Annotated in this window: 20 protein-coding genes; 14 read left to right on the top strand and 6 right to left on the bottom strand. The window is 65.3% G+C overall.

The window, feature by feature from the left end; genetic code table 11:
* The 4 genes from RT424_RS21175 to RT424_RS21160 all read right to left on the bottom strand — a co-directional run.
* The coding region (locus RT424_RS21175) for an ExbD/TolR family protein (protein ID WP_409521563.1) at positions 1-94 on the bottom strand (94 nt) is incomplete at its 3' end.
* A 27-nt stretch (positions 95-121) separates the two neighbouring features.
* A complete protein-coding gene (locus tag RT424_RS21170) occupies positions 122-652 on the bottom strand; it encodes a biopolymer transporter ExbD (RefSeq protein WP_313442275.1) in 531 nt (176 codons plus the stop codon).
* Between the two features lie 118 nt (positions 653-770).
* Entirely contained in the window at positions 771-1,544 is a 774-nt protein-coding gene (locus tag RT424_RS21165) for a MotA/TolQ/ExbB proton channel family protein (RefSeq protein ID WP_313442273.1), read from the bottom strand.
* A gap of 72 nt (positions 1,545-1,616) precedes the next feature.
* Positions 1,617-2,288: an energy transducer TonB gene (locus tag RT424_RS21160; protein WP_313442271.1), complete on the bottom strand. Its 672-nt coding sequence runs from the start codon at positions 2,286-2,288 to the stop codon at positions 1,617-1,619.
* A gap of 361 nt (positions 2,289-2,649) precedes the next feature.
* Here RT424_RS21160 and RT424_RS21155 point away from each other — a divergent pair, with 361 nt between their 5' ends.
* Together RT424_RS21155 and RT424_RS21150 are read left to right on the top strand one after the other, a co-directional pair.
* On the top strand, positions 2,650-3,543 hold the full coding sequence (locus RT424_RS21155; RefSeq protein ID WP_313442269.1) for a hypothetical protein: 894 nt from the start codon (positions 2,650-2,652) through the stop codon (positions 3,541-3,543).
* A 79-nt stretch (positions 3,544-3,622) separates the two neighbouring features.
* Positions 3,623-4,930: a homoserine dehydrogenase gene (locus tag RT424_RS21150; protein ID WP_313442267.1), complete on the top strand. Its 1,308-nt coding sequence runs from the start codon at positions 3,623-3,625 to the stop codon at positions 4,928-4,930.
* Positions 4,931-4,996: 66 nt separating this feature from the next.
* Here RT424_RS21150 and RT424_RS21145 read toward each other — a convergent pair whose 3' ends face one another.
* Entirely contained in the window at positions 4,997-5,338 is a 342-nt protein-coding gene (locus RT424_RS21145; RefSeq protein ID WP_313442265.1) for a hypothetical protein, read from the bottom strand.
* 213 nt (positions 5,339-5,551) lie between these two features.
* Here RT424_RS21145 and glpX point away from each other — a divergent pair, with 213 nt between their 5' ends.
* A complete protein-coding gene (gene glpX / locus RT424_RS21140; protein WP_313442263.1) occupies positions 5,552-6,535 on the top strand; it encodes a class II fructose-bisphosphatase in 984 nt (327 codons plus the stop codon).
* A gap of 202 nt (positions 6,536-6,737) precedes the next feature.
* Positions 6,738-7,673 (top strand): ribose-phosphate pyrophosphokinase, encoded by a 936-nt coding sequence (locus tag RT424_RS21135; RefSeq protein WP_021232726.1) that lies wholly within the window; start codon positions 6,738-6,740, stop codon positions 7,671-7,673.
* A 121-nt stretch (positions 7,674-7,794) separates the two neighbouring features.
* On the opposite strand, the gene RT424_RS21130 is transcribed toward RT424_RS21135, so the two are convergent.
* Positions 7,795-8,739 (bottom strand): helix-turn-helix domain-containing protein, encoded by a 945-nt coding sequence (locus RT424_RS21130; protein ID WP_313442261.1) that lies wholly within the window; start codon positions 8,737-8,739, stop codon positions 7,795-7,797.
* A 177-nt stretch (positions 8,740-8,916) separates the two neighbouring features.
* Here RT424_RS21130 and hisN point away from each other — a divergent pair, with 177 nt between their 5' ends.
* The 10 genes from hisN to RT424_RS21080 form a co-directional block, all read left to right on the top strand.
* Positions 8,917-9,699: a histidinol-phosphatase gene (hisN, locus tag RT424_RS21125; RefSeq protein ID WP_313442259.1), complete on the top strand. Its 783-nt coding sequence runs from the start codon at positions 8,917-8,919 to the stop codon at positions 9,697-9,699.
* Between the two features lie 20 nt (positions 9,700-9,719).
* Positions 9,720-10,154: a gamma-glutamylcyclotransferase family protein gene (locus RT424_RS21120; protein ID WP_313442257.1), complete on the top strand. Its 435-nt coding sequence runs from the start codon at positions 9,720-9,722 to the stop codon at positions 10,152-10,154.
* 10 nt (positions 10,155-10,164) lie between these two features.
* Entirely contained in the window at positions 10,165-10,929 is a 765-nt protein-coding gene (locus RT424_RS21115; RefSeq protein ID WP_313442255.1) for an SDR family oxidoreductase, read from the top strand.
* Between the two features lie 193 nt (positions 10,930-11,122).
* A complete protein-coding gene (gene rpmI, locus RT424_RS21110; RefSeq protein WP_021232722.1) occupies positions 11,123-11,326 on the top strand; it encodes a 50S ribosomal protein L35 in 204 nt (67 codons plus the stop codon).
* 13 nt (positions 11,327-11,339) lie between these two features.
* Complete coding sequence (gene rplT / locus RT424_RS21105; protein ID WP_313442253.1) at positions 11,340-11,702, top strand: 50S ribosomal protein L20; 363 nt, start codon at positions 11,340-11,342, stop codon at positions 11,700-11,702.
* 183 nt (positions 11,703-11,885) lie between these two features.
* Positions 11,886-12,728, top strand: coding sequence for a helix-turn-helix domain-containing protein (locus tag RT424_RS21100; protein ID WP_313442251.1), 843 nt, complete (start codon positions 11,886-11,888; stop codon positions 12,726-12,728).
* 84 nt (positions 12,729-12,812) lie between these two features.
* Entirely contained in the window at positions 12,813-13,910 is a 1,098-nt protein-coding gene (gene pheS, locus RT424_RS21095; RefSeq protein WP_313442249.1) for a phenylalanine--tRNA ligase subunit alpha, read from the top strand.
* Positions 13,911-13,930: 20 nt separating this feature from the next.
* Entirely contained in the window at positions 13,931-16,339 is a 2,409-nt protein-coding gene (gene pheT, locus RT424_RS21090) for a phenylalanine--tRNA ligase subunit beta (RefSeq protein ID WP_313442247.1), read from the top strand.
* A 129-nt stretch (positions 16,340-16,468) separates the two neighbouring features.
* Positions 16,469-17,359 (top strand): aldose 1-epimerase family protein, encoded by an 891-nt coding sequence (locus RT424_RS21085; RefSeq protein ID WP_313442245.1) that lies wholly within the window; start codon positions 16,469-16,471, stop codon positions 17,357-17,359.
* A gap of 13 nt (positions 17,360-17,372) precedes the next feature.
* On the top strand, positions 17,373-18,101 hold a 729-nt coding region (locus RT424_RS21080; RefSeq protein WP_313442243.1), incomplete at its 3' end, for an SDR family NAD(P)-dependent oxidoreductase.

Here is an 18,101-nt window from a genome sequence, read left to right as displayed (position 1 = left end):
ACATGATGAGGAGAACGAGCATGACGTCGATCAACGGCGTCGTGTTCATTTCCATCATCGGCTCGCCATTTTCCTTGCCGCCTGACATTGCCATGGAAAGTTACTCCTGTTCCTGCCGACGTCAGGTCGGGTCGACCGGGTTGGTGATGAAACCAACCGTCGGATAGCCCGAGATCTGGACGTTGTAGATCGCACCGGCAACGCAGCGCCACGGGGCGTTGACGTCACCGCGGATGTGGACCTGCGGCACGAGTTCGGGGTTCGCCTGAAGGGCTTCCGGGCCGCCTTCGCGCTTCACGATGTTATCGAGACGCTTGAAAGCCTGGTCGCGCAGTTCCTGCGAGGTCACCGGCGTGATGTTGTTGAAGTAGACGCGGCATTCGCCGTTACGCGAAGCGCCGACGTAACCGGGTTCACCCGCTGCTTTGCCGGCATCGTCGGTGGTCGAGACCGTAAGAAGAAGGTTTTCCACCTTGTCCTTCGATTCGACTGCTTCGATGACCGGAATCTTCAGCTTTTCGATCGTCTGGATCGCAACCGGAACCGCGATCAGGAAGATGATCAGAAGCACCAGCATGACGTCGACGAGCGGCGTCGTGTTGATGTCGGACATCGGTGTCTCGGCACCGCCTCCGCCCGAGGATATCGCCATAGTCTTATCCTAATCCTTGCGTTGCCCTGGGCAGGCGACGGACGCGCATGCTACGCACCGCCGCCTGGTTCCCTGGAGCCCGCCTGGTCGCATGGCGACCCGGCGCGCCCCGTACTGCTTACGGCTTGGCCGGAGCAGCAGCCGGCTTGGCCGGAGCGGCAGCAGGCTTGACGGGGGCAGTGGCAACGATGGGCTTCACGGCGCCCTTCGAGTTGATGTTCGCGAGAACGTCGGCCGAGAAACCGGTGAGGTCTTCAGCGATGCGCTTGTTGCGGCTCTGGAGGTAGTTGTAGGCGAGAACGGCGGGAACAGCCACGATCAGACCGAGCGCGGTCATGATCAGCGATTCACCGACGGGGCCGGCAACCTTGTCGATCGAAGCCGAACCGGCGATGCCGATGGCGATCAGGGCGCGGTAGATGCCGACGACGGTACCGAACAGACCGATGAACGGTGCGGTCGCGCCGACGGTGGCGAGGAACGGCAGGCCCGAAGCGAGGCGAGCGTTGATCGAGGCTTCCGAGCGAGCGAGCGAAGCGTGCATCCAGTCGTGGGCTTCGAGCGAGTCGGTCATCTTGGCGTGCTGGTCTTCAGCGGCGATGCCGTCGTCGACGAGCTGGCGCCATGCGCTGTTCTTCTCGAGCTTGGCGGCGCCTTCACGCAGGGTGGGGGCCTTCCAGAAGGTCGAGCGCACAACGTTGTACTGGCGCATGATCTTCGACTGTTCGAACCACTTGGTGAACAGGATGTAGAACGAGCCGAACGACATGATGCCCATGATGATCACGGTGGCATACGAGATGAAGCCACCGGCTTCGAGCGCTTCCATGAAGCCGAACTTGTTCTGCGGCGCAGCTTCGCCCGCGGCGGCAAGGATATCAACGATAAGCATGCGATTTACCTCTCAAGAAGAATGCAGGTTCTGTTTCCGGCCGGGGTGTGGGCCTCAACAGCCTAAAAGGAGTTAGTTCAGCTTGTAGACGATGGCCGTCGTGAACTGGCCGCTCGTCGGGTTGCCGGCATCGTCCAGCGCGGGGTTGAAGCGCGCATAGCGGCTCATGCCGTCACAGGCTGCCTCGTCCAGATCCGGGCTTCCGCTCGACGTCGTGACCGAGCACGATGTGACCTTGCCGTCAGGACCGATCCCGACGCGCACACCGACACGGCCTTCACGCTCTTCACGAGCGGCGCGGGTCGGATAGTTGGCCTGGATGCGGGCTGCCCAGCTTCCCTGGCCCTTCGGCGAAGCGCCGCGAGCCTTGGACGGACCCGGAGGTGCCGGGGCCGGAGCCGGCGGTGCCGGCGGAGCTGCAGTCGTGATCACCACCGGCGGCGGCGGCGGAGCCGTCACCACGGTCTGCACCGGCGGGGGAGCCGGGGCAATGTTGATCGGCGGCGGAGGCGCGACGATCGGCGGCGGCGGAGCTTCTTCCTGCTTCGGCGGCGGCGGCGGCGGCTCTTCCTCCTTCGGTTGTTCTTCCTTGATGTCGACTGTGGTCACCTTCTTGATGACCTGTTGCGCAGCCTGGTAGGCCAGGCCCGTGACGAGCGCATAGCCTACAAAGACGTGGATCAGCGCAACAATGACAAGCGCGGTAATCTTGTTACCGCTCATTTGCTGGTCAGCGTAAGCCATTCAAACGCATCACTCCATTACCAAGCCCCGGACAAGGCCAAAGCCGGACAAGTCCAAGGGCGTCCATGGCCCCCACCCGGAGGAAGGGTCCATGACGAAACTCCAAATTACCCACCCTGACGGCTGACGATCAGCCCATCCGTAAACTTTTGACGGGAGGCGAACCGTGGGGCTTTATCTTTTTTTAGCCCCAATTTGCGAGTTTCCTTAGCCCGACAGTTGCATGTGTGCAACGCCTTATCGGCACGTCAACGGTTAACGGTCAATTCAGGGCGGATAAGTTCCAATCGGAAAAGGGGGATTTTGTCGCAGCCCCCAGAAGCCGCTATAGGCTGGCGTTTTTCCACGGAGAGTCTCCCCCATGTCATCGAAACTGCATCGACTTGTCGCGAATCTGGCGGGGGTTGCGCTGGCCATGCATGCGGTTCCGGTCCTCGCCCAGGGGGCAGCCGGGGGGGTAACCGGTGGCAATGTGACAGGCCAGGAGGACGGCCCGACATTCGCGGATATTGCCGATCTGTCCGAATCGGCAGGACTGGTGGTCAAGGCGCAGATACGAAAGATGGCACGCGTCGAGGATGAGCGCGCCCCCGGGCTCGCGCCGGGAATGGCGCGGTTCTACGTCAATGCGCAGACCTTGGCGCTGATCGCGGGCAAGGCGCCGATCGGCGAATCGTTCGCCTACCTTGTTGACCTTCCACTCGACGCCAAGGGCAAGGCGCCCAAGCTCAAGAAGCAGGACGTGCTGCTTTTTGCCCGCGCTGTGCCCGGCCGACCGGGGGAGCTTCAACTGGTGACGCCCACCGCGCAGCAACTCTGGAGCGAGCAGGCCGAGGCGCGCGTTCGCGGTATCCTGAAGACGCTGCTGTCCGGCGATGCTCCGGTAAAGATCACCGGCGTGCGGGAACTGATGTACGTGCCCGGCAACCTGGCGGGGCAGGGCGAAACGCAGATATTCCTCAACACCAAGGATGGCTCGGCAGCCTCGATCACCGTCCGCCATGAGCCCGGCGCGCCGCCGGCCTGGGGTGTTTCGTTCTCCGAACTCGTCGCCGACATCGGCAATCCGCCGCGGCCCGAGACCGTCGCGTGGTATCGCCTGGCGTGCTTCCTGCCGAACAATCCCCCGCCCGGCACCAATGTCGCCGAGGGCGTCGAGCAGCGTCGCCAGGCGGCGTCCGATTACCGCATGGTGATCGGCGAACTGGGCGAATGTCGTCGAACCCTTAACCAGGGCGCGAAAACCGCCGGCTGAAGTTTCGCGCGGACGAGACGCGAAGGTACTGGAATTTCGCCGTGGGCTACCCTAGGGCCCGGACCCGAAAGGGTAGTCCATGGTTGAACCGCTGAATATTGCGCTGGCCGGTCTCGGCACCGTCGGAACGGGCGTTGTCCGTCTCATCGAGACCAATGCCGAACTCATTGCCCGCCGCGCGCGGCGCCCGATCCGCATCGCCGCCGTCAGCGCGCGCGACCGGACCAAGGATCGTGGCGTGGACCTTTCCCGCTACGATTGGGAAGACGATCCGGCCGCCCTGGCGGCGCGGGCCGACGTGGACGTGGTCGTGGAAATGGTGGGCGGTTCGGACGGCCCGGCGCTGGCCCTGGCGCGCAATGCCATCGGGCAGGGCAAGGGCTTGGTCACCGCCAACAAGGCGATGATCGCCCATCACGGGCTGGAACTGGCGTCCGCGGCCGAGAAGGCGGGCGTGGCGCTCAAGTTCGAGGCGGCCGTGGCGGGTGGTATCCCGGTCATCAAGGGGTTGAGCGAAGGCGCTGCCGCCAACGCCATCGAGCGGGTCTACGGCATCCTCAACGGCACCTGCAATTACATCCTCTCCACCATGGAGGACACCGGGCGCGATTTCGGCGACGTCCTCGCGGAGGCGCAGCGCATGGGCTATGCCGAGGCGGATCCGACCTTCGACGTCGAGGGCATCGATGCCGGCCACAAGCTCTCGATTCTCGCCGCCATCGCCTTCGGCTCGCGCTTGCGCTTCGATGCCGTGGAAACCACCGGCATTTCGCGCGTGAAAGCAGCGGATATCGAGCAGGCCCGCTCGCTGGGCTACGTCATCCGCCTGCTGGGCATGGGCGAAATCGACCGCGCCGGCGGCAGTGCCCGCCTGTTCCAGCGCGTGCATCCGCATCTCGTGCCGATCGATCATCCGTTGGCCCATGTGGACGGCGCGACCAACGCCGTCGTGGCTGAAGGCAATTTCATGGGCAGGCTGCTGTTCCAGGGTGCGGGAGCGGGCGACGGTCCGACGGCAAGCGCGGTGGTGGCCGACATCATCGACATCGCACGCGGAGAGAAAGGCGCGGCCTTCTCGATGCCCGCGCATGAACTGGAAGCGATGGAGCCGGCCGAGACCGGCCATCGTCGCGGACGCAGCTATATCCGCTTCACGGTGCCGGACCGTCCCGGCGTGCTGGCAGACATCACCGCGGCCATGCGCGATGCCGGCGTTTCGATCGCCAGCATGATCCAGAAGGGCGAGGGCGCGCAGAGCGGGGAAGTGATCCTGGCGATCGTCACCCACGAAGGCCCCGAATCGGCCGTGACCGAGGCGCTGCGCATTCTCGACGGATCGGACAGCCTCGCTGCCCGGCCGCTGGTTATGCAGATCATCGAAGGTTGACGAAAACGGGCGCCGGCGGGCGCCCGTTATTCGCATTCACCATTCGTAGGTCCGCCGATTCGTAGGTCAGTGGGCGCGCATTTCGCCCTTGGCGACCTTGTCGGCATCCGAGCCCGCAGGCGCCTCGGGAATGGCGGAAAGGTCGATCAGGTAGGGCTTTTCCACTTTGCCGAAGGTGGCCGTGGCCTTGCCCTTGAAGATGCCGTTTCCGGCGACGTCCGGCGGCGTCAACCTCCCATCGTTCAGCGCCTGATCCGACAGGGGATTTTCCTGAGAGGTAGACTGGGCGCGATACTTTTCTTCATCCGGCGCGCAGACCACGATTTCTCCAGGCTTGGCATTGCGCGTGTCCCGCAGGCATTTCTGCCGCGAGTTTTCCGGCACCACCGTGCCGCCACCCGACATCATGCGTTGGGCGATCGCCCGGTCCTCCTCGGAAATCGTTCCGCTTCTGGTAGTATTCGCCGCGCCTGGAGAGGCCCCGCCGGAAGGCTGGGCAATCGCCGGAGCGGGGGCTAATAATGCGATTGCGAACAGGATCCGCCCACTTCTCGACAATTGAAAATCCTCTGTCTAAGCCGCTCCCAGAACCTTTCCTCCTCGGATTAATCCGGAGTGAACATGCCTGAAAACAAGACGCCTGCAAGTAAAGTTCTCGACCGTGTTCTCGTGCTCGAAATGGTCCGCGTTACCGAAGCGGCGGCCATCGCCGCCTCGCGCCTGGTCGGGCGCGGCGACGAGAAGGCGGCAGACCATGCCGCAGTCGAGGCGATGCGCAAGGCCTTCGATACGCTTTACATGGACGGCACCGTCGTGATCGGCGAAGGCGAGCGCGACGAGGCGCCGATGCTTTTCATCGGCGAGAAGGTGGGCGGGGCGCCGGGTAGCGGTCCCAAGATCGACATCGCGCTCGATCCGCTGGAAGGGACCACGATCACCGCCAAGGCAGGCCCCAATGCGCTGGCCGTGCTGGCCGCCGCCGAGGAAGGCTGCCTGCTGAATGCGCCGGACGTCTACATGGAGAAGCTGGCGGTCGGTCCCGGCTATCCCGAGGGCGTGATCGATCTCAACCGGACGCCGACCGAGAACGTGGCCGCCGTGGCTGCCGCAAAGGGCGTTCGCCCTGACGAGATCATCGTCTGCGTGCTCGACCGTCCGCGCCATGCCGATCTCATCGACGAACTGCGCGAAATCGGCTGCGGTATCCACCTGATCCCCGACGGCGACGTGGCGGGCGTGATCGCGGTGACCGACGAAGAGACCACGATCGATATCTACATGGGTTCGGGCGGTGCGCCGGAAGGCGTGCTCGCCGCGGCGGCGCTGCGCTGCGTGGGCGGCCAGATCCAGGGACGCCTGCTGTTCCGCAACGAGGACGAGCGCAGCCGCGCGCGCAAGTGGGGCATCAAGGATCTGGAAAAGATCTACACGCTCAAGGATCTCGCCAAGGGGGACTGCATCTTCGCCGCCACCGGCGTGACCGACGGCTCGTTGCTGTCCGGGGTCAAGCGCCTCAAGGGCGGCAAGATGACGACCGAAAGCGTGGTCATGCGCGCCAGCTCCGGCACGGTGCGCTGGATCAAGGGCGAGCATCGGGGGCGGTAAGTCGCCGTGCTCTGTTCAGGACTTGCCTTTCCATTCATGGGCTTGGTCATCGAAATGACCAGCGGCAGGCGTTCCGGGACTGGTCGTTTCGAATCTGCGTCAGGGTTACGGCGGACGCTTTCTGTTGCAATCCGATGACTCATGGCTAGAGGCGACCGCGTCCAGCCAAACCCATCACCACAAGCCGTCTCGGGGATTCGCAATGAAGATCATGTCCGGCAACAGCAACCTTCCGCTCGCACGCGCGATCGCGGGATATCTTGAGCTGCCGCTCACCGATGCGGCCGTGCGCCGCTTCGCCGACGAGGAGATCTTCGTCGAAATCCACGAGAACGTGCGCGGTGAGGACGTGTTCATCGTCCAGCCCACCAGCTACCCGGTGAACGACAACCTGATGGAGCTGCTGATCGGCATCGACGCGCTGCGGCGCGCCTCTGCCAAGCGCATCACGGCCGTCATCCCCTACTTCGGCTACGCCCGCCAGGACCGCAAGCCCGGACCGCGTACGCCGATCTCGGCCAAGCTCGTGGCCAACCTGCTGACCGAAGCCGGCGCCGACCGCGTCCTCTCGGTCGATCTGCACGCAGGCCAGATCCAGGGTTTCTTCGATATCCCGACCGACAACCTGTTCGCCGCGCCGGTCATGGCAGCCGACATCCAGGCGCGCTACGGCGACCAGTCGCTCATGGTTGTCTCGCCCGACGTCGGCGGCGTGGTGCGCGCTCGCGCGCTGGCCAAGCGCCTCGACAATGCCCCGCTTTCGATCGTCGACAAGCGCCGTGACAAGCCCGGCCAGTCCGAAGTCATGAACATCATCGGTGACGTGAAGGGCCGCGCCTGCATCCTGATCGACGACATCATCGATTCGGGCGGCACCCTGTGCAACGCCGCGCAGGCGCTGATGGACGAAGGCGCCACCAGCGTCACCGCCTACATTACCCACGGCGTGCTTTCGGGCGCCGCCGTGTCGCGCGTGACCAACTCGGCGCTGAAGGAACTGGTGATCACCGATTCGATCCAGGCCACCGAAGCGGCGCAGCAGTCGGACAAGATCCGTATCCTGACGATCGCGCCGCTGATCGGCGAGGCCATTCGCCGCATCGCCGACGAAAGCTCGGTCTCCAGCCTGTTCGACTGATCCGGCCGCTAACCCGGCACGTTCCGCGCAGCCGGAAGACATGAAGGCGCGTCCTTGGGGAAGGACGCGCCTTTTTGTTTCATGTGGAACTTTTCCGCCCTGACCCGGCAAGGCGTTCCTGTCACTCCCAGGGGCGGATTTGCCCCGGCTCCAGCCTATGCAGCGCTTCCAGCCGCCGTGCCTGGCGCATTTCCAGCGTCAGGGTGAGGATCGGCTGCGGCGTTCGCGCAAGCTGACGCGGCGACATGCCGAACAGTTCCTGGAATTCGTGGATCAGATGGCTTTCGTCGTAGTAGCGCAGCGCCATCTCGTCGGCCTCGTTCCGGTCGGCAACGCCGCGCAGATAGCTGGCCATGTCCAGCGCCCGGGCGCGGCGCAACACCTGCTTGGGGGCCATCCCGAAATCCCGGTTGACCACACGCTCCAGCTTGCGCCGCTCGACGCCGCAGACGATGGCCGCATCGGCGATCGACATGCCGGGATCGCGATAGCTGATCTCTTCGAATCGCGCGCTCACCGGGTCCGGCACCGGGCCGCCGATAGCCTCGATTCGCTGGCGGACCATCGCCTCCAGGACAAGCAGCCATTCCTCCGGCTCGGCATGGGGTTCGAGCCGGGCCAGGATTTCATCCGAGGGCATGGCGATCACGTCTGTCGGCACCAGGCGATCCAGGTGATCGCCCACGCGCGGCCCGCGCAGGGCCGTGCACGCCCCGGGACGGAAGGCGATGCCGACGCTGATGAAGCTGCCGGTGACGCGGATCGGCATGTGCCGCGAATGCGGGCCGAAGAACATCGCCGCGTTGCCGGCCTCGATCCGACCGGCGGCCGTCTCTGCCTCCCAAAGTCCGGCAAGCTGGACGCGCAGGAACGCCGCATCGCTGAAGAGCCCGCACTGAAGCGTATAGTCCGCGGGTGCCGCCACCTTGGTGGCATATAGCCCCGCTACCCACGGCGCCAGGTCCGGCGCGGGTGCGCGGTTGTAGCTGAGAGGCTGGCCTCCCCTGGTAACGCCCTGTTCCGGCGCGATCGCGTGATCGATGGCCGGTCGTACTTTATGGTACATGCTCCTGCTTCCGTGATGCGTTCCGTTTCGGCCCCGTCTTCGGATTAGGAGGAGGCCGGATCGGCCGCAATGTGGGAGAAACCCATAGTGGTCTTCCACAGGCCGGTTTTCCGCCGGATGGACGGATTTTTCGATGATCCCTTGACCCGCCGTTGCCGGGACGGGCAGAGCAGGCGCATGAAGCTGGACAACGACATTGCCCTCGCCCTGCGCCTTGCCGATGCTGCGGGCGATGCCATCCGACCGCATTTCCGCTCCGGCGTGGGTGTGGAGAGAAAAGGCGATGCCTCTCCGGTGACCGTAGCCGACCGCGCCGGGGAGGAAGCGATGCGCCGCATCCTCAAGGCGGAAGTCCCTCAGGACGGGATCATCGGGGAAGAGTTCGGCAGCGAGGAAGGAACGTCGCGCCGCACCTGGGTGCTCGATCCGATCGACGGCACCGTCTCGTTCATCGCCGGTCGCCCGATCTTCGGCACGCTCATCGCGCTGCTGGTGGACGGCTGGCCGGTGCTGGGGATCATCGACCAACCGATCCTGGGCGAGCGCTGGGTCGGTGCCAGCGGCCTTCCTACCACCTTCAACGGCCGGGAAGTGCGTACGCGCCCCTGCCGCGAGCTGTCCCAGGCGATGCTGGCCACGACCGGTCCGCACTATTTCGACGACCACCAGGGCGAGCACTTCATGGCGCTTGCCGCGAAGACGGACCACAAGCGCATGGTCATGGGTGGCGACTGCTATAACTACGGCCTGCTTGCCAGCGGCCATCTCGATGTCGTCTGCGAGGCCGGGCTGAAGTTGCACGACTGGGCCGCGCTGGTTCCGGTGGTGGAGGGCGCCGGCGGCACGATGTGCGACTGGAACGGAGAGCCCCTCCATGCCCAGTCCGATGGCCATGTCCTGGCGATCGGCGACCCGGCCCGCCTCGAAGACGTGATCGAGGCCTTGGTCTGCGACCACTGAGGTCGGCTTCGGGACCTGCCGTGCGCAAGCTGCGCCTGTTCGTCTACGGGACGCTTCAACCGCAGGCGGGCACGGGAATGGGCCGTTGGGTGGGCGCCCGGATGACATCCGCTGAAGCGGCCGAAGCGGCAGGCCGGATCCATGCGGTTCCAGGAGGCAATGGCTGGTTTCCCGCGCTCGTCACCGCTAAATCCGGTGTGCGGGTAAGCGGTACGCTATGTGAACTGGTGCTGCGGCCCGGCGATCTCGCCCTGCTCGACCGTTACGAGGGCCGCGAATATCGTCGCACGAGCGTGACCGTCCGCACCAGGGCCGGACGGCGAGTGCAGGCGCAAGTATACCTCTGGCGAATCGCCATGCCGCAAGCGGCGCTGCCGATCCCGTCCGGCGACTATCTCTCCTGGCTGGAACGGACGGGGCGACAAGCCTTCACCACGCCGCGCAACGGCGCATGAGGAAACGACGATGAGCGAGAGAACGGCGATCGTGACTGGCGGCGGCGCGGGGATCGGGCGAGGGCTGGTGGTCCATTTCGCCGGGCTGGGTTGGCGGGTTGCAGCGCTGGACCTCGATGGCGAGGCGCTGGAGGAACTGGCCGCACTGCTACCGGAAGGCCGCTTCCTGCCCCTGACGTGCGATGTCGGCAAGGAGAAGGACGTTCGCGCCGCCTTCGCGCGCATCCGCGCCTGGACCGATGTGGCGCACCTGCTCGTCAACAATGCCGGGATCGCCGATCCGGTGTCGGGTCCGCTGGAAGAACTGGCCCTGGAAGCGTGGCAGGGCTGGATAGATTCAAGCCTTACCGCGGCCTTCCTCTGCACACGGGAGGCCCTGCCGCTGTTGCGGGCCGCCGCCCCCGCAGCCGTGGTTCACATCGCTTCGACCAGAGCCCTGCAATCAGAACCGCATACTTACGCTTATGCGGCGTCCAAGGGCGGGCTTTGCGCCTTGACCCATGCGATGGCGGTGGGCCTGGGGCCGGAGATTCGCGTCAATGCCGTACTTCCCGGCTGGATCGAGACCGGGCCTTGGCAAAAGGTCGCTAAACGCCATGAGCCGAATCACTCGGCGGAAGACCGCGTCCAGCATCCCGTGGGCCGCGTCGGCACGGTGGAAGATATCGCCGATACCGTGGAGTGGCTGGCAGGCGAGCGGGCTGGCTTCGTTACCGGCCAGCAGATCGTCGTGGATGGCGGCATGACCCGCAGGATGATCTACGCGGGCGAATGAGCGCTTGGACGGATCGACGTCTCTTCCTTGCACTCTGGCCCGATCACTCTGCTCTTGCGCTCGGGCCGTTCTCCCACTAAAGGCGCGCCCTTCAATCGACACGGTTGAGTCTTTACCAAAGAGATTCGCGCGTCCGCCTGGCGAAAAGGGCTGCCATGGCTGACCGGACGTGTCCCTGTGAAAGGAGACGAAAATGCCCAAGCTGAAGACCAAGAGCGGTGTGAAGAAGCGCTTCAAGCTCACCGCCACCGGCAAGGTGAAGCACGGCGTAGCCGGCAAGCGCCACCGCCTGATGAGCCATAACGGCAAGTACATCCGCCAGAATCGCGGCACCGAAGTCATTTCCGACGCCGATGCCAAGACGATCAAGAAGTGGGCGCCCTACGGGCTCAACTGAGGAGTACTGACCTATGAGCCGTATCAAGAGGGGTGTTACCACCCGCGCCAAGCACAAGCGTCTTCTGGAACAGGCCAAGGGTTACCGCGGCCGTCGTAAGAACACGATCCGCGTTGCCCGCCAGGCCGTCGAAAAGGCCGGCCAGTACGCGTACCGCGACCGCAAGATCAAGAAGCGCACCTTCCGCGCTCTCTGGATCCAGCGTATCAACGCTGCCGTCCGCGCCGAAGGCCTGACCTACTCGCAGTTCATGCATGGCGTTAAGCTTGCCGGCATCGAACTCGATCGCAAGTCGATGGCCGACCTCGCCCTGAACGAGGGTTCGGTGTTCTCGGCCGTGGTCGCTCAGGCGAAGGCCGCCATTCCGGCAGCCTGAACTGCGCTACCTGAACTGTAGGGCCGGGGCCTGAGCCTCGGACCGAACAGGTCACGCGAATAAAAACGGGCGTGGGTGTCAGTCACCCGCGCCCGTTTTTGCTGTGCGGTAAACGTTTGCCCTCCGTCCCGAGTCTGATACGAGCGACGAGGGGGTGTCGTTGGGGGAAAGATATAGACAGCGATGACGGCAAGGCGTGTCATCATTCAGTATTGCCCCGTACCCTCGGGGCTCGATCACTATGTATCGGCCCTGTTCTATTGCGAAATCGATCTGGGTGAGGGTGAGCGTCTGCACGACGTGCTGGCCCCCGATTGGGCGAGTTTCCGCTTTCATTTCGGGGCGAGCGTGGAAGGCGCGATGCGCAACGGCGCGTCGATCGAGGGTTGCCGGTTCACCATCGCCGGGCCGCGATCGCAGGAAGTTCGGTTTTCCATGGGGGTTGCGCGGCAATGGGGTTTTCGCCTCACGCCGCTCGGCTGGGCGGCCCTGGTCGGTGCTCCCGCCCATCGCTATGCCGATACTCTGATCGACGGCGATGCGGACGACGCTTTCACGCGCTTTCGCCCGCTCTACGATCTGCTGCGGAAGGATGAATCTCCCGGAGACCAGCTCGACTTGCTCACCGCCTATCTGGAAGCCATGCCCCGGCGGCCCGTGCCTCACGAGGCGTTGATCCTCGCTATCTGTGCGGCACTGGCAGACCCGGAAGTACGCTCGGCAAGTGATCTGGCGATACGTGTCGGCGCGCATTCGCGAACCATCGAGCGGGTCTGCCGCGCGGCTTTCGGGTTCTCGCCCAAGCTGCTGCTGCGCCGCCAGCGCTTCCTGCGCAGCATCGACCAGTTCACTCTGGATCCCCGGCGCAGGTGGATCGGCGCGATCGACACGGCCTATCACGACCAGGCCCAGTTCGTCCGTGATTTTCGGGCCTTCATGGGCATGACTCCGCGCCAGTATGCCCAGCTTGAGAAGCCGGTGACCGGGCAGGTCATGCGCGAGCGCGCGCGCCGTCTTCGTGTGTAGAGGGTGATTGCCGCCGTTGCGATTTGGCCGCCGTCCCCTTAAGGACCGCGCTTCCAGATATCAGCAACAGTCAGGCAGACACCAGTGGACTACGCAGCAACCGGCCAGGAGGCGCTCTCGCGGATTGCGGAAGCATCCGATCTCGAAACGCTGGAGGCCCTGCGCGTCGAGTTTCTGGGCAAGCAGGGATCGATCTCCGGCCTGCTGAAGACGCTGGGCAAGCTCGATCCCGAAGAGCGCAAGGTCGAAGGCCCCAAGATCCACACCCTGCGCGAAAGCGTGAGCGATGCGCTGACCGCCCGCAAGGACGCACTGGAGACGGCGGCGCTGAACGCCCGCCTCGCCGCCGAGACCATCGACCTCTCGCTGCCCGCGCCCGAAGCGCCGCGCGGCACCGTCCATCCGATCTCACAAGTGATGGACGAGATTGCCGAGATCTTCGCGGACCTCGGCTTCTCGGTCGCCACCGGGCCGGAGATCGAGGACGACTGGCACAACTTCACCGCGCTCAACATGCCGGAAAGCCACCCGGCCCGCGCGATGCACGACACCTTCTACTTCCCGGATCGCGACGCCCAGAACCGCGAAATGCTGCTGCGCACGCACACGTCGCCGGTGCAGATGCGCACCATGCTCCAGCAAGGCGCCCCGCTGCGCATCATCGCGCCGGGCCGCGTATATCGCTCGGACAGCGACGCCACGCATACGCCGATGTTCCACCAGGTCGAAGGTCTGGTGATCGACAAGGACGTCCACCTCGGCCACCTGAAGTGGACGCTGGAAACCTTCCTGAAGGCCTTCTTCGAGCGCGAGGACATCGTCCTGCGCCTGCGCCCCAGCTACTTCCCCTTCACCGAACCCTCGGTGGAAGCGGATATCGGCTTCACCCTGATCGACGGCAAGCGCGTGATCGGCGGCGACCCGTCGAAGGGCGAGGGCGGCTGGATGGAAGTGCTCGGCTCGGGCATGGTCAACCGCCGCGTCATCGAATTCGCCGGGCTCGATCCCGACGAATGGCAAGGCTTCGCCTTCGGCATCGGCATCGATCGCCTCGCCATGCTGAAGTACGGCATGGACGACTTGCGCGCCTTCTTCGACGGCGATGTGCGCTGGCTTTCCCACTACGGTTTCTCCGCCCTCGACGTGCCGACCCTTTCGGGCGGCGTCGGCACTCCGGCCTGAGCGCGGGAAGGATTTAGAAAATGAAGTTCTCGCTTTCCTGGCTCAAGCAGTACCTTGAGACCGACGCCTCGCTTGAGGATATCGCCCTGAAGCTCAACGCCATCGGCCTTGAGGTCGAAGGCATCGAAGACCCCGCCGCCAAGCTGGCCGGTTTCCGCGTGGCCAAGGTATTGACCGCAGACAAGCATCCGCAGGCGGACAAGCTGCAGGTTCTCACCGTCGATACGGGTGAGGGCGTCTTGCAGGTCGTTTGCGGCGCACCCAATGCGCGCGCGGGCCTCGTAGGTGTGCTCGGCCTTGCCGGTGCGACCGTGCCCGCCAACGGCATGGTGCTGAAGGTCGCTGCCGTGCGCGGCGTCGAATCGAACGGCATGATGTGCTCCACGCGCGAGCTGGAACTGGGCGAAGATCACGACGGCATCATCGAACTGCCCGAGGACGCGCCGGTCGGCACGCCTTTCGCGGACTACCACGGCGCCGATCCGGTGATCGAAGTGGCGATCACGCCGAACCGTCCGGACTGCATGGGCGTCTACGGCATCGCCCGCGATCTGGCCGCTGCCGGTCTCGGCACGCTGAAGGCGATCGAGGTCCTGGACATCGCCGGCAGCTTCCCCTGCCCGGTGGAGGTGCGCACCGACGATGCCGAGGGTTGCCCGGCGTTCTACGGCCGCGTGATCAAGGGCGTGAAGAACGGTCCCTCGCCGCAGTGGCTGCAGGATCGCCTGAAGGCCGCTGGTCAACGTCCGATCTCGGCGCTGGTCGATGCCACCAACTACCTGATGCTGGCCTATGGTCGTCCGGCCCACGCCTATGACCTTGCCAAGCTGAACGGGGCCGTCGTCGCGCGCCGCGCCAAGGACGGCGAGACGGTCGTCGCGCTGAACGAGAAGACCTACACGCTCGACGCCGAGATGACCGTGATCGCCGACGATTCGGGCGTTCACGACATCGCCGGGATCATGGGCGGCGAGCATTCGGGCTGCGGCGACGAAACCACCGACGTCCTGCTCGAAATCGCCTACTTCGATCCCGAGCGCATCGCCAGGACCGGCCGCAAGCTCAACCTCACCTCGGACGCGCGCAGCCGGTTCGAGCGCGGGATCGATCCGAATTTCCTCGATACCGGCCTCGATCACCTGACCCAGCTGATCCAGACGCTGTGCGGCGGTGAAGCCTCGCAGGCGGTGCGCAGCGGTGCGGCTCCGGCCACGCCGAAGATCGTCCACTTCGATCCGGCGCTGACCGAGAAGCTGGGCGGCGTTCGCATCGAAGAAGCCGAACAGCAGCGGATTCTCGAAAGCCTCGGCTTCTCGGTGGTTGCCGAGCAAGCCAATTTCGACAAGGCCTGGGCCGTGACCGTTCCCGGCTGGCGCCCCGATGTGGATGGCGCTCCCGACATCGTCGAGGAAGTCGTCCGCATCCACGGCCTCGACAAGGTGACGAGCGTGGCTCTGCCGCGCGCCGATGGCGTCGCCCGTCCGACCGCCACGCCGACGCAGGCGCTGGAGCGCCGCGTCCGTCGCGCCGCTGCCGCGCGTGGCCTGCATGAAGCGGTGACGTGGTCGTTCCTGCCCTCGGCTGAGGCCGATGCCTTTGCGGACGGCAACGCTCTGTGGTCGCTGGCCAACCCGATCAGCGAGGACATGAAGGTCATGCGGCCGTCGCTGCTGCCGGGCTTGCTGATGGCGGCCAAGCGCAACCTCGATCGCGGTGCCTCGTCACTGCGCCTGTTCGAACTCGGCCGTCGCTATCTGCGCGGCGAGGGCGGTGCGAGCGACGAGCGGCTGGCGCTGGGCTTCGTGCTGGCCGGCGAGAAAGTCTCGCGCGGCTGGGCAACCGGCAAGGCGACCGCGTTCGACGCCTACGACGCCAAGGCTGAAGTGACTGCGCTTCTGGCCGAAGCCGGTGCTCCGGTGGAGAAGTTGCAGGTCATGGGTGAAGCCGGAGCGCAGTTCCATCCCGGCCAGTCGGCCACCTTGCGCCTTGGGCCCAAGAACGTGCTGGCGCGCTTCGGCATGCTGCACCCCACGGTCGCCAAGCAGTTCGACATCGAAGGCCCGGTGGCGATTGCCGAAATCTATCTCGACGCCATTCCCGGTAAGAAGGGCGCCGCCACCTTCGCTCGCACCCGCTATGCACCCCCGGCGCTTCAGGCGGTGACGCGCGACTACGCATTTCTTGTTCCGGCCGAGCTTCCGGCGGGCGACCTCGTCCGCATGGTGGCGGGTGCGGACAAGGCCAACATCGTCTCGGCCCGGCTGTTCGATGATTTCCGCGGCCAGGGCGTGCCCGAAGGGCAGAAGTCGCTCGCGCTGGAAGTCACGCTCCAGCCGCTCGAAAAGAGCTACAAGGAAGACGACCTCAAGGCGATCAGCGACAAGGTGACCGCCGCCGCCGCCAAGCTGGGTGCGGTGCTGCGGGGGTAATGCAATGCGTCGTCCCGGACTTGCTCCGGGACCGCTGGCCGGGCCGCGCCTTGCTCGCGAGGAAGCGCCTCAAGATTTGCCAGCGGTCCCGGAGCGAGTCCGGGACGACGATGATTTCGGAGAAAGCCGGTGACTGACGTGGAATTCGTGACCATCTCCTCCGGCGACCTCACGGCGCGCATTGCCACGTTCGGGGCCGAACTCTGGTCGCTCACCGACCGCGCAGGCCGCGAATACATGACCGACGCCGATCCCGCGTTCTGGACCGGCCATGCGCCGATCCTGTTCCCGATCGTCGGCGCGCTGAACGGAAACCGCTACCGGCTGGACAGCAGCGAATACGAATTGCCCAAGCACGGCTTCGCGCGGCATTCGCTGTTCGAAGTGGTCGAAACCGCGCCCGACCAAGTCCGCCTGCGCCTTTGCGACAGCGCGGAAAGCCGCAAGGTCTATCCCTTCGCTTTCACGCTGGAACTGGAGTTCCGCCTGGAAGGCATGATCCTGCGCACCACGGCAACGGTAACCAATGCCGGAGACGGCGCCATGCCCTTCAGCTTCGGCTACCACCCGGCCTTCGCTTGGCCGCTCCCCGGTGGCGCCGACAAGGCCGACCACACGATTGCCTTCGAGCAGAGCGAACCCCAGCCGATCCGCCGCATCGACATGCCGACCGGCCTCGTTCTGCCGGAGCCGGTGGCAACGCCGGTCGAAGGGCACCTCCTCACCCCCGATGCCGCGCTTTTCGAGACCGATGCGCTGATCTGGGACCGGCTCGCCAGCCGCGCGCTCACCTTCGGAGCGCCGGGCGGCACGCAGCTTGCCGTCGCTTTCCCGGATACGCCGATGCTGGGCATCTGGCAGAAGCCGGACGCGAACTATCTCTGCATCGAACCCTGGCAGGGCATGGCCGATCCGCTCGATTATACCGGCGACTTCCGCGCCAAGCCCGGCGTGCTTTCGCTCGAACCCGGTGCAAGCCGGAGCTTCCGCATGGACGTTAGCGTCCTCACCGCCGATTGAAGGAGACTATCCGATGAAGACCGCACTCGTGACCGGCGCCACCGCCGGTATCGGTGAAGCCTGTGCCCGCGCTTTCGTGGCCGCGGGCTGGCGCGTGATCGGCACCGGCCGCCGTGCCGAGCGTCTGGAAGCCCTGAAGGCGGACCTGGGCGCCGACAAGTTCCACGCCGCCGTCTTCGACGTGCGCGACGAAGCCGCGCGCGATGCCGCCCTGGCCGCGCTTCCCGCCGAGTTCGCCGCAATCGACTGCCTGGTGAACAATGCCGGCCTCGCGCTCGGCACCGAACCGGCCCAGAGCGCTTCGCTCGAAAGCTGGAAGACGATGATCGACACCAACGTCACCGCGCTGGTCTCGCTCACCCACAAGCTGCTGCCTGCGCTGGTCGAGCGCAAGGGCGCGATCGTCAACTTGTCCTCGGTGGCGGCGACTTATCCCTATATCGGCGGCAACGTCTACGGCGGGACCAAGGCCTTCGTGCATCAGTTCTCGCTCGGCCTGCGCTCCGACCTTGCAGGCACCGGCGTGCGCGTCACCTCGATCGAGCCAGGCATGGTGGAGACCGAATTCACGCTCGTGCGCACCGGCGGCAACCAGCAGGCCTCGGACAATCTCTACGGCGGCGCCAATCCGATGACCGCGAAGGATATCGCCGGGACCGTGCTCTGGGTCGCCACCCTGCCGCCGCACCTCAACATCAACACGCTGGAACTGATGCCGGTGAGCCAGTCCTTCGCCGGCTTC

This window comes from Novosphingobium sp. (genome assembly GCF_032093395.1).
Taxonomy (GTDB): Bacteria; Pseudomonadota; Alphaproteobacteria; order Sphingomonadales; family Sphingomonadaceae; genus Novosphingobium.
This window is presented reverse-complemented; position numbering and strand designations above follow the sequence as displayed.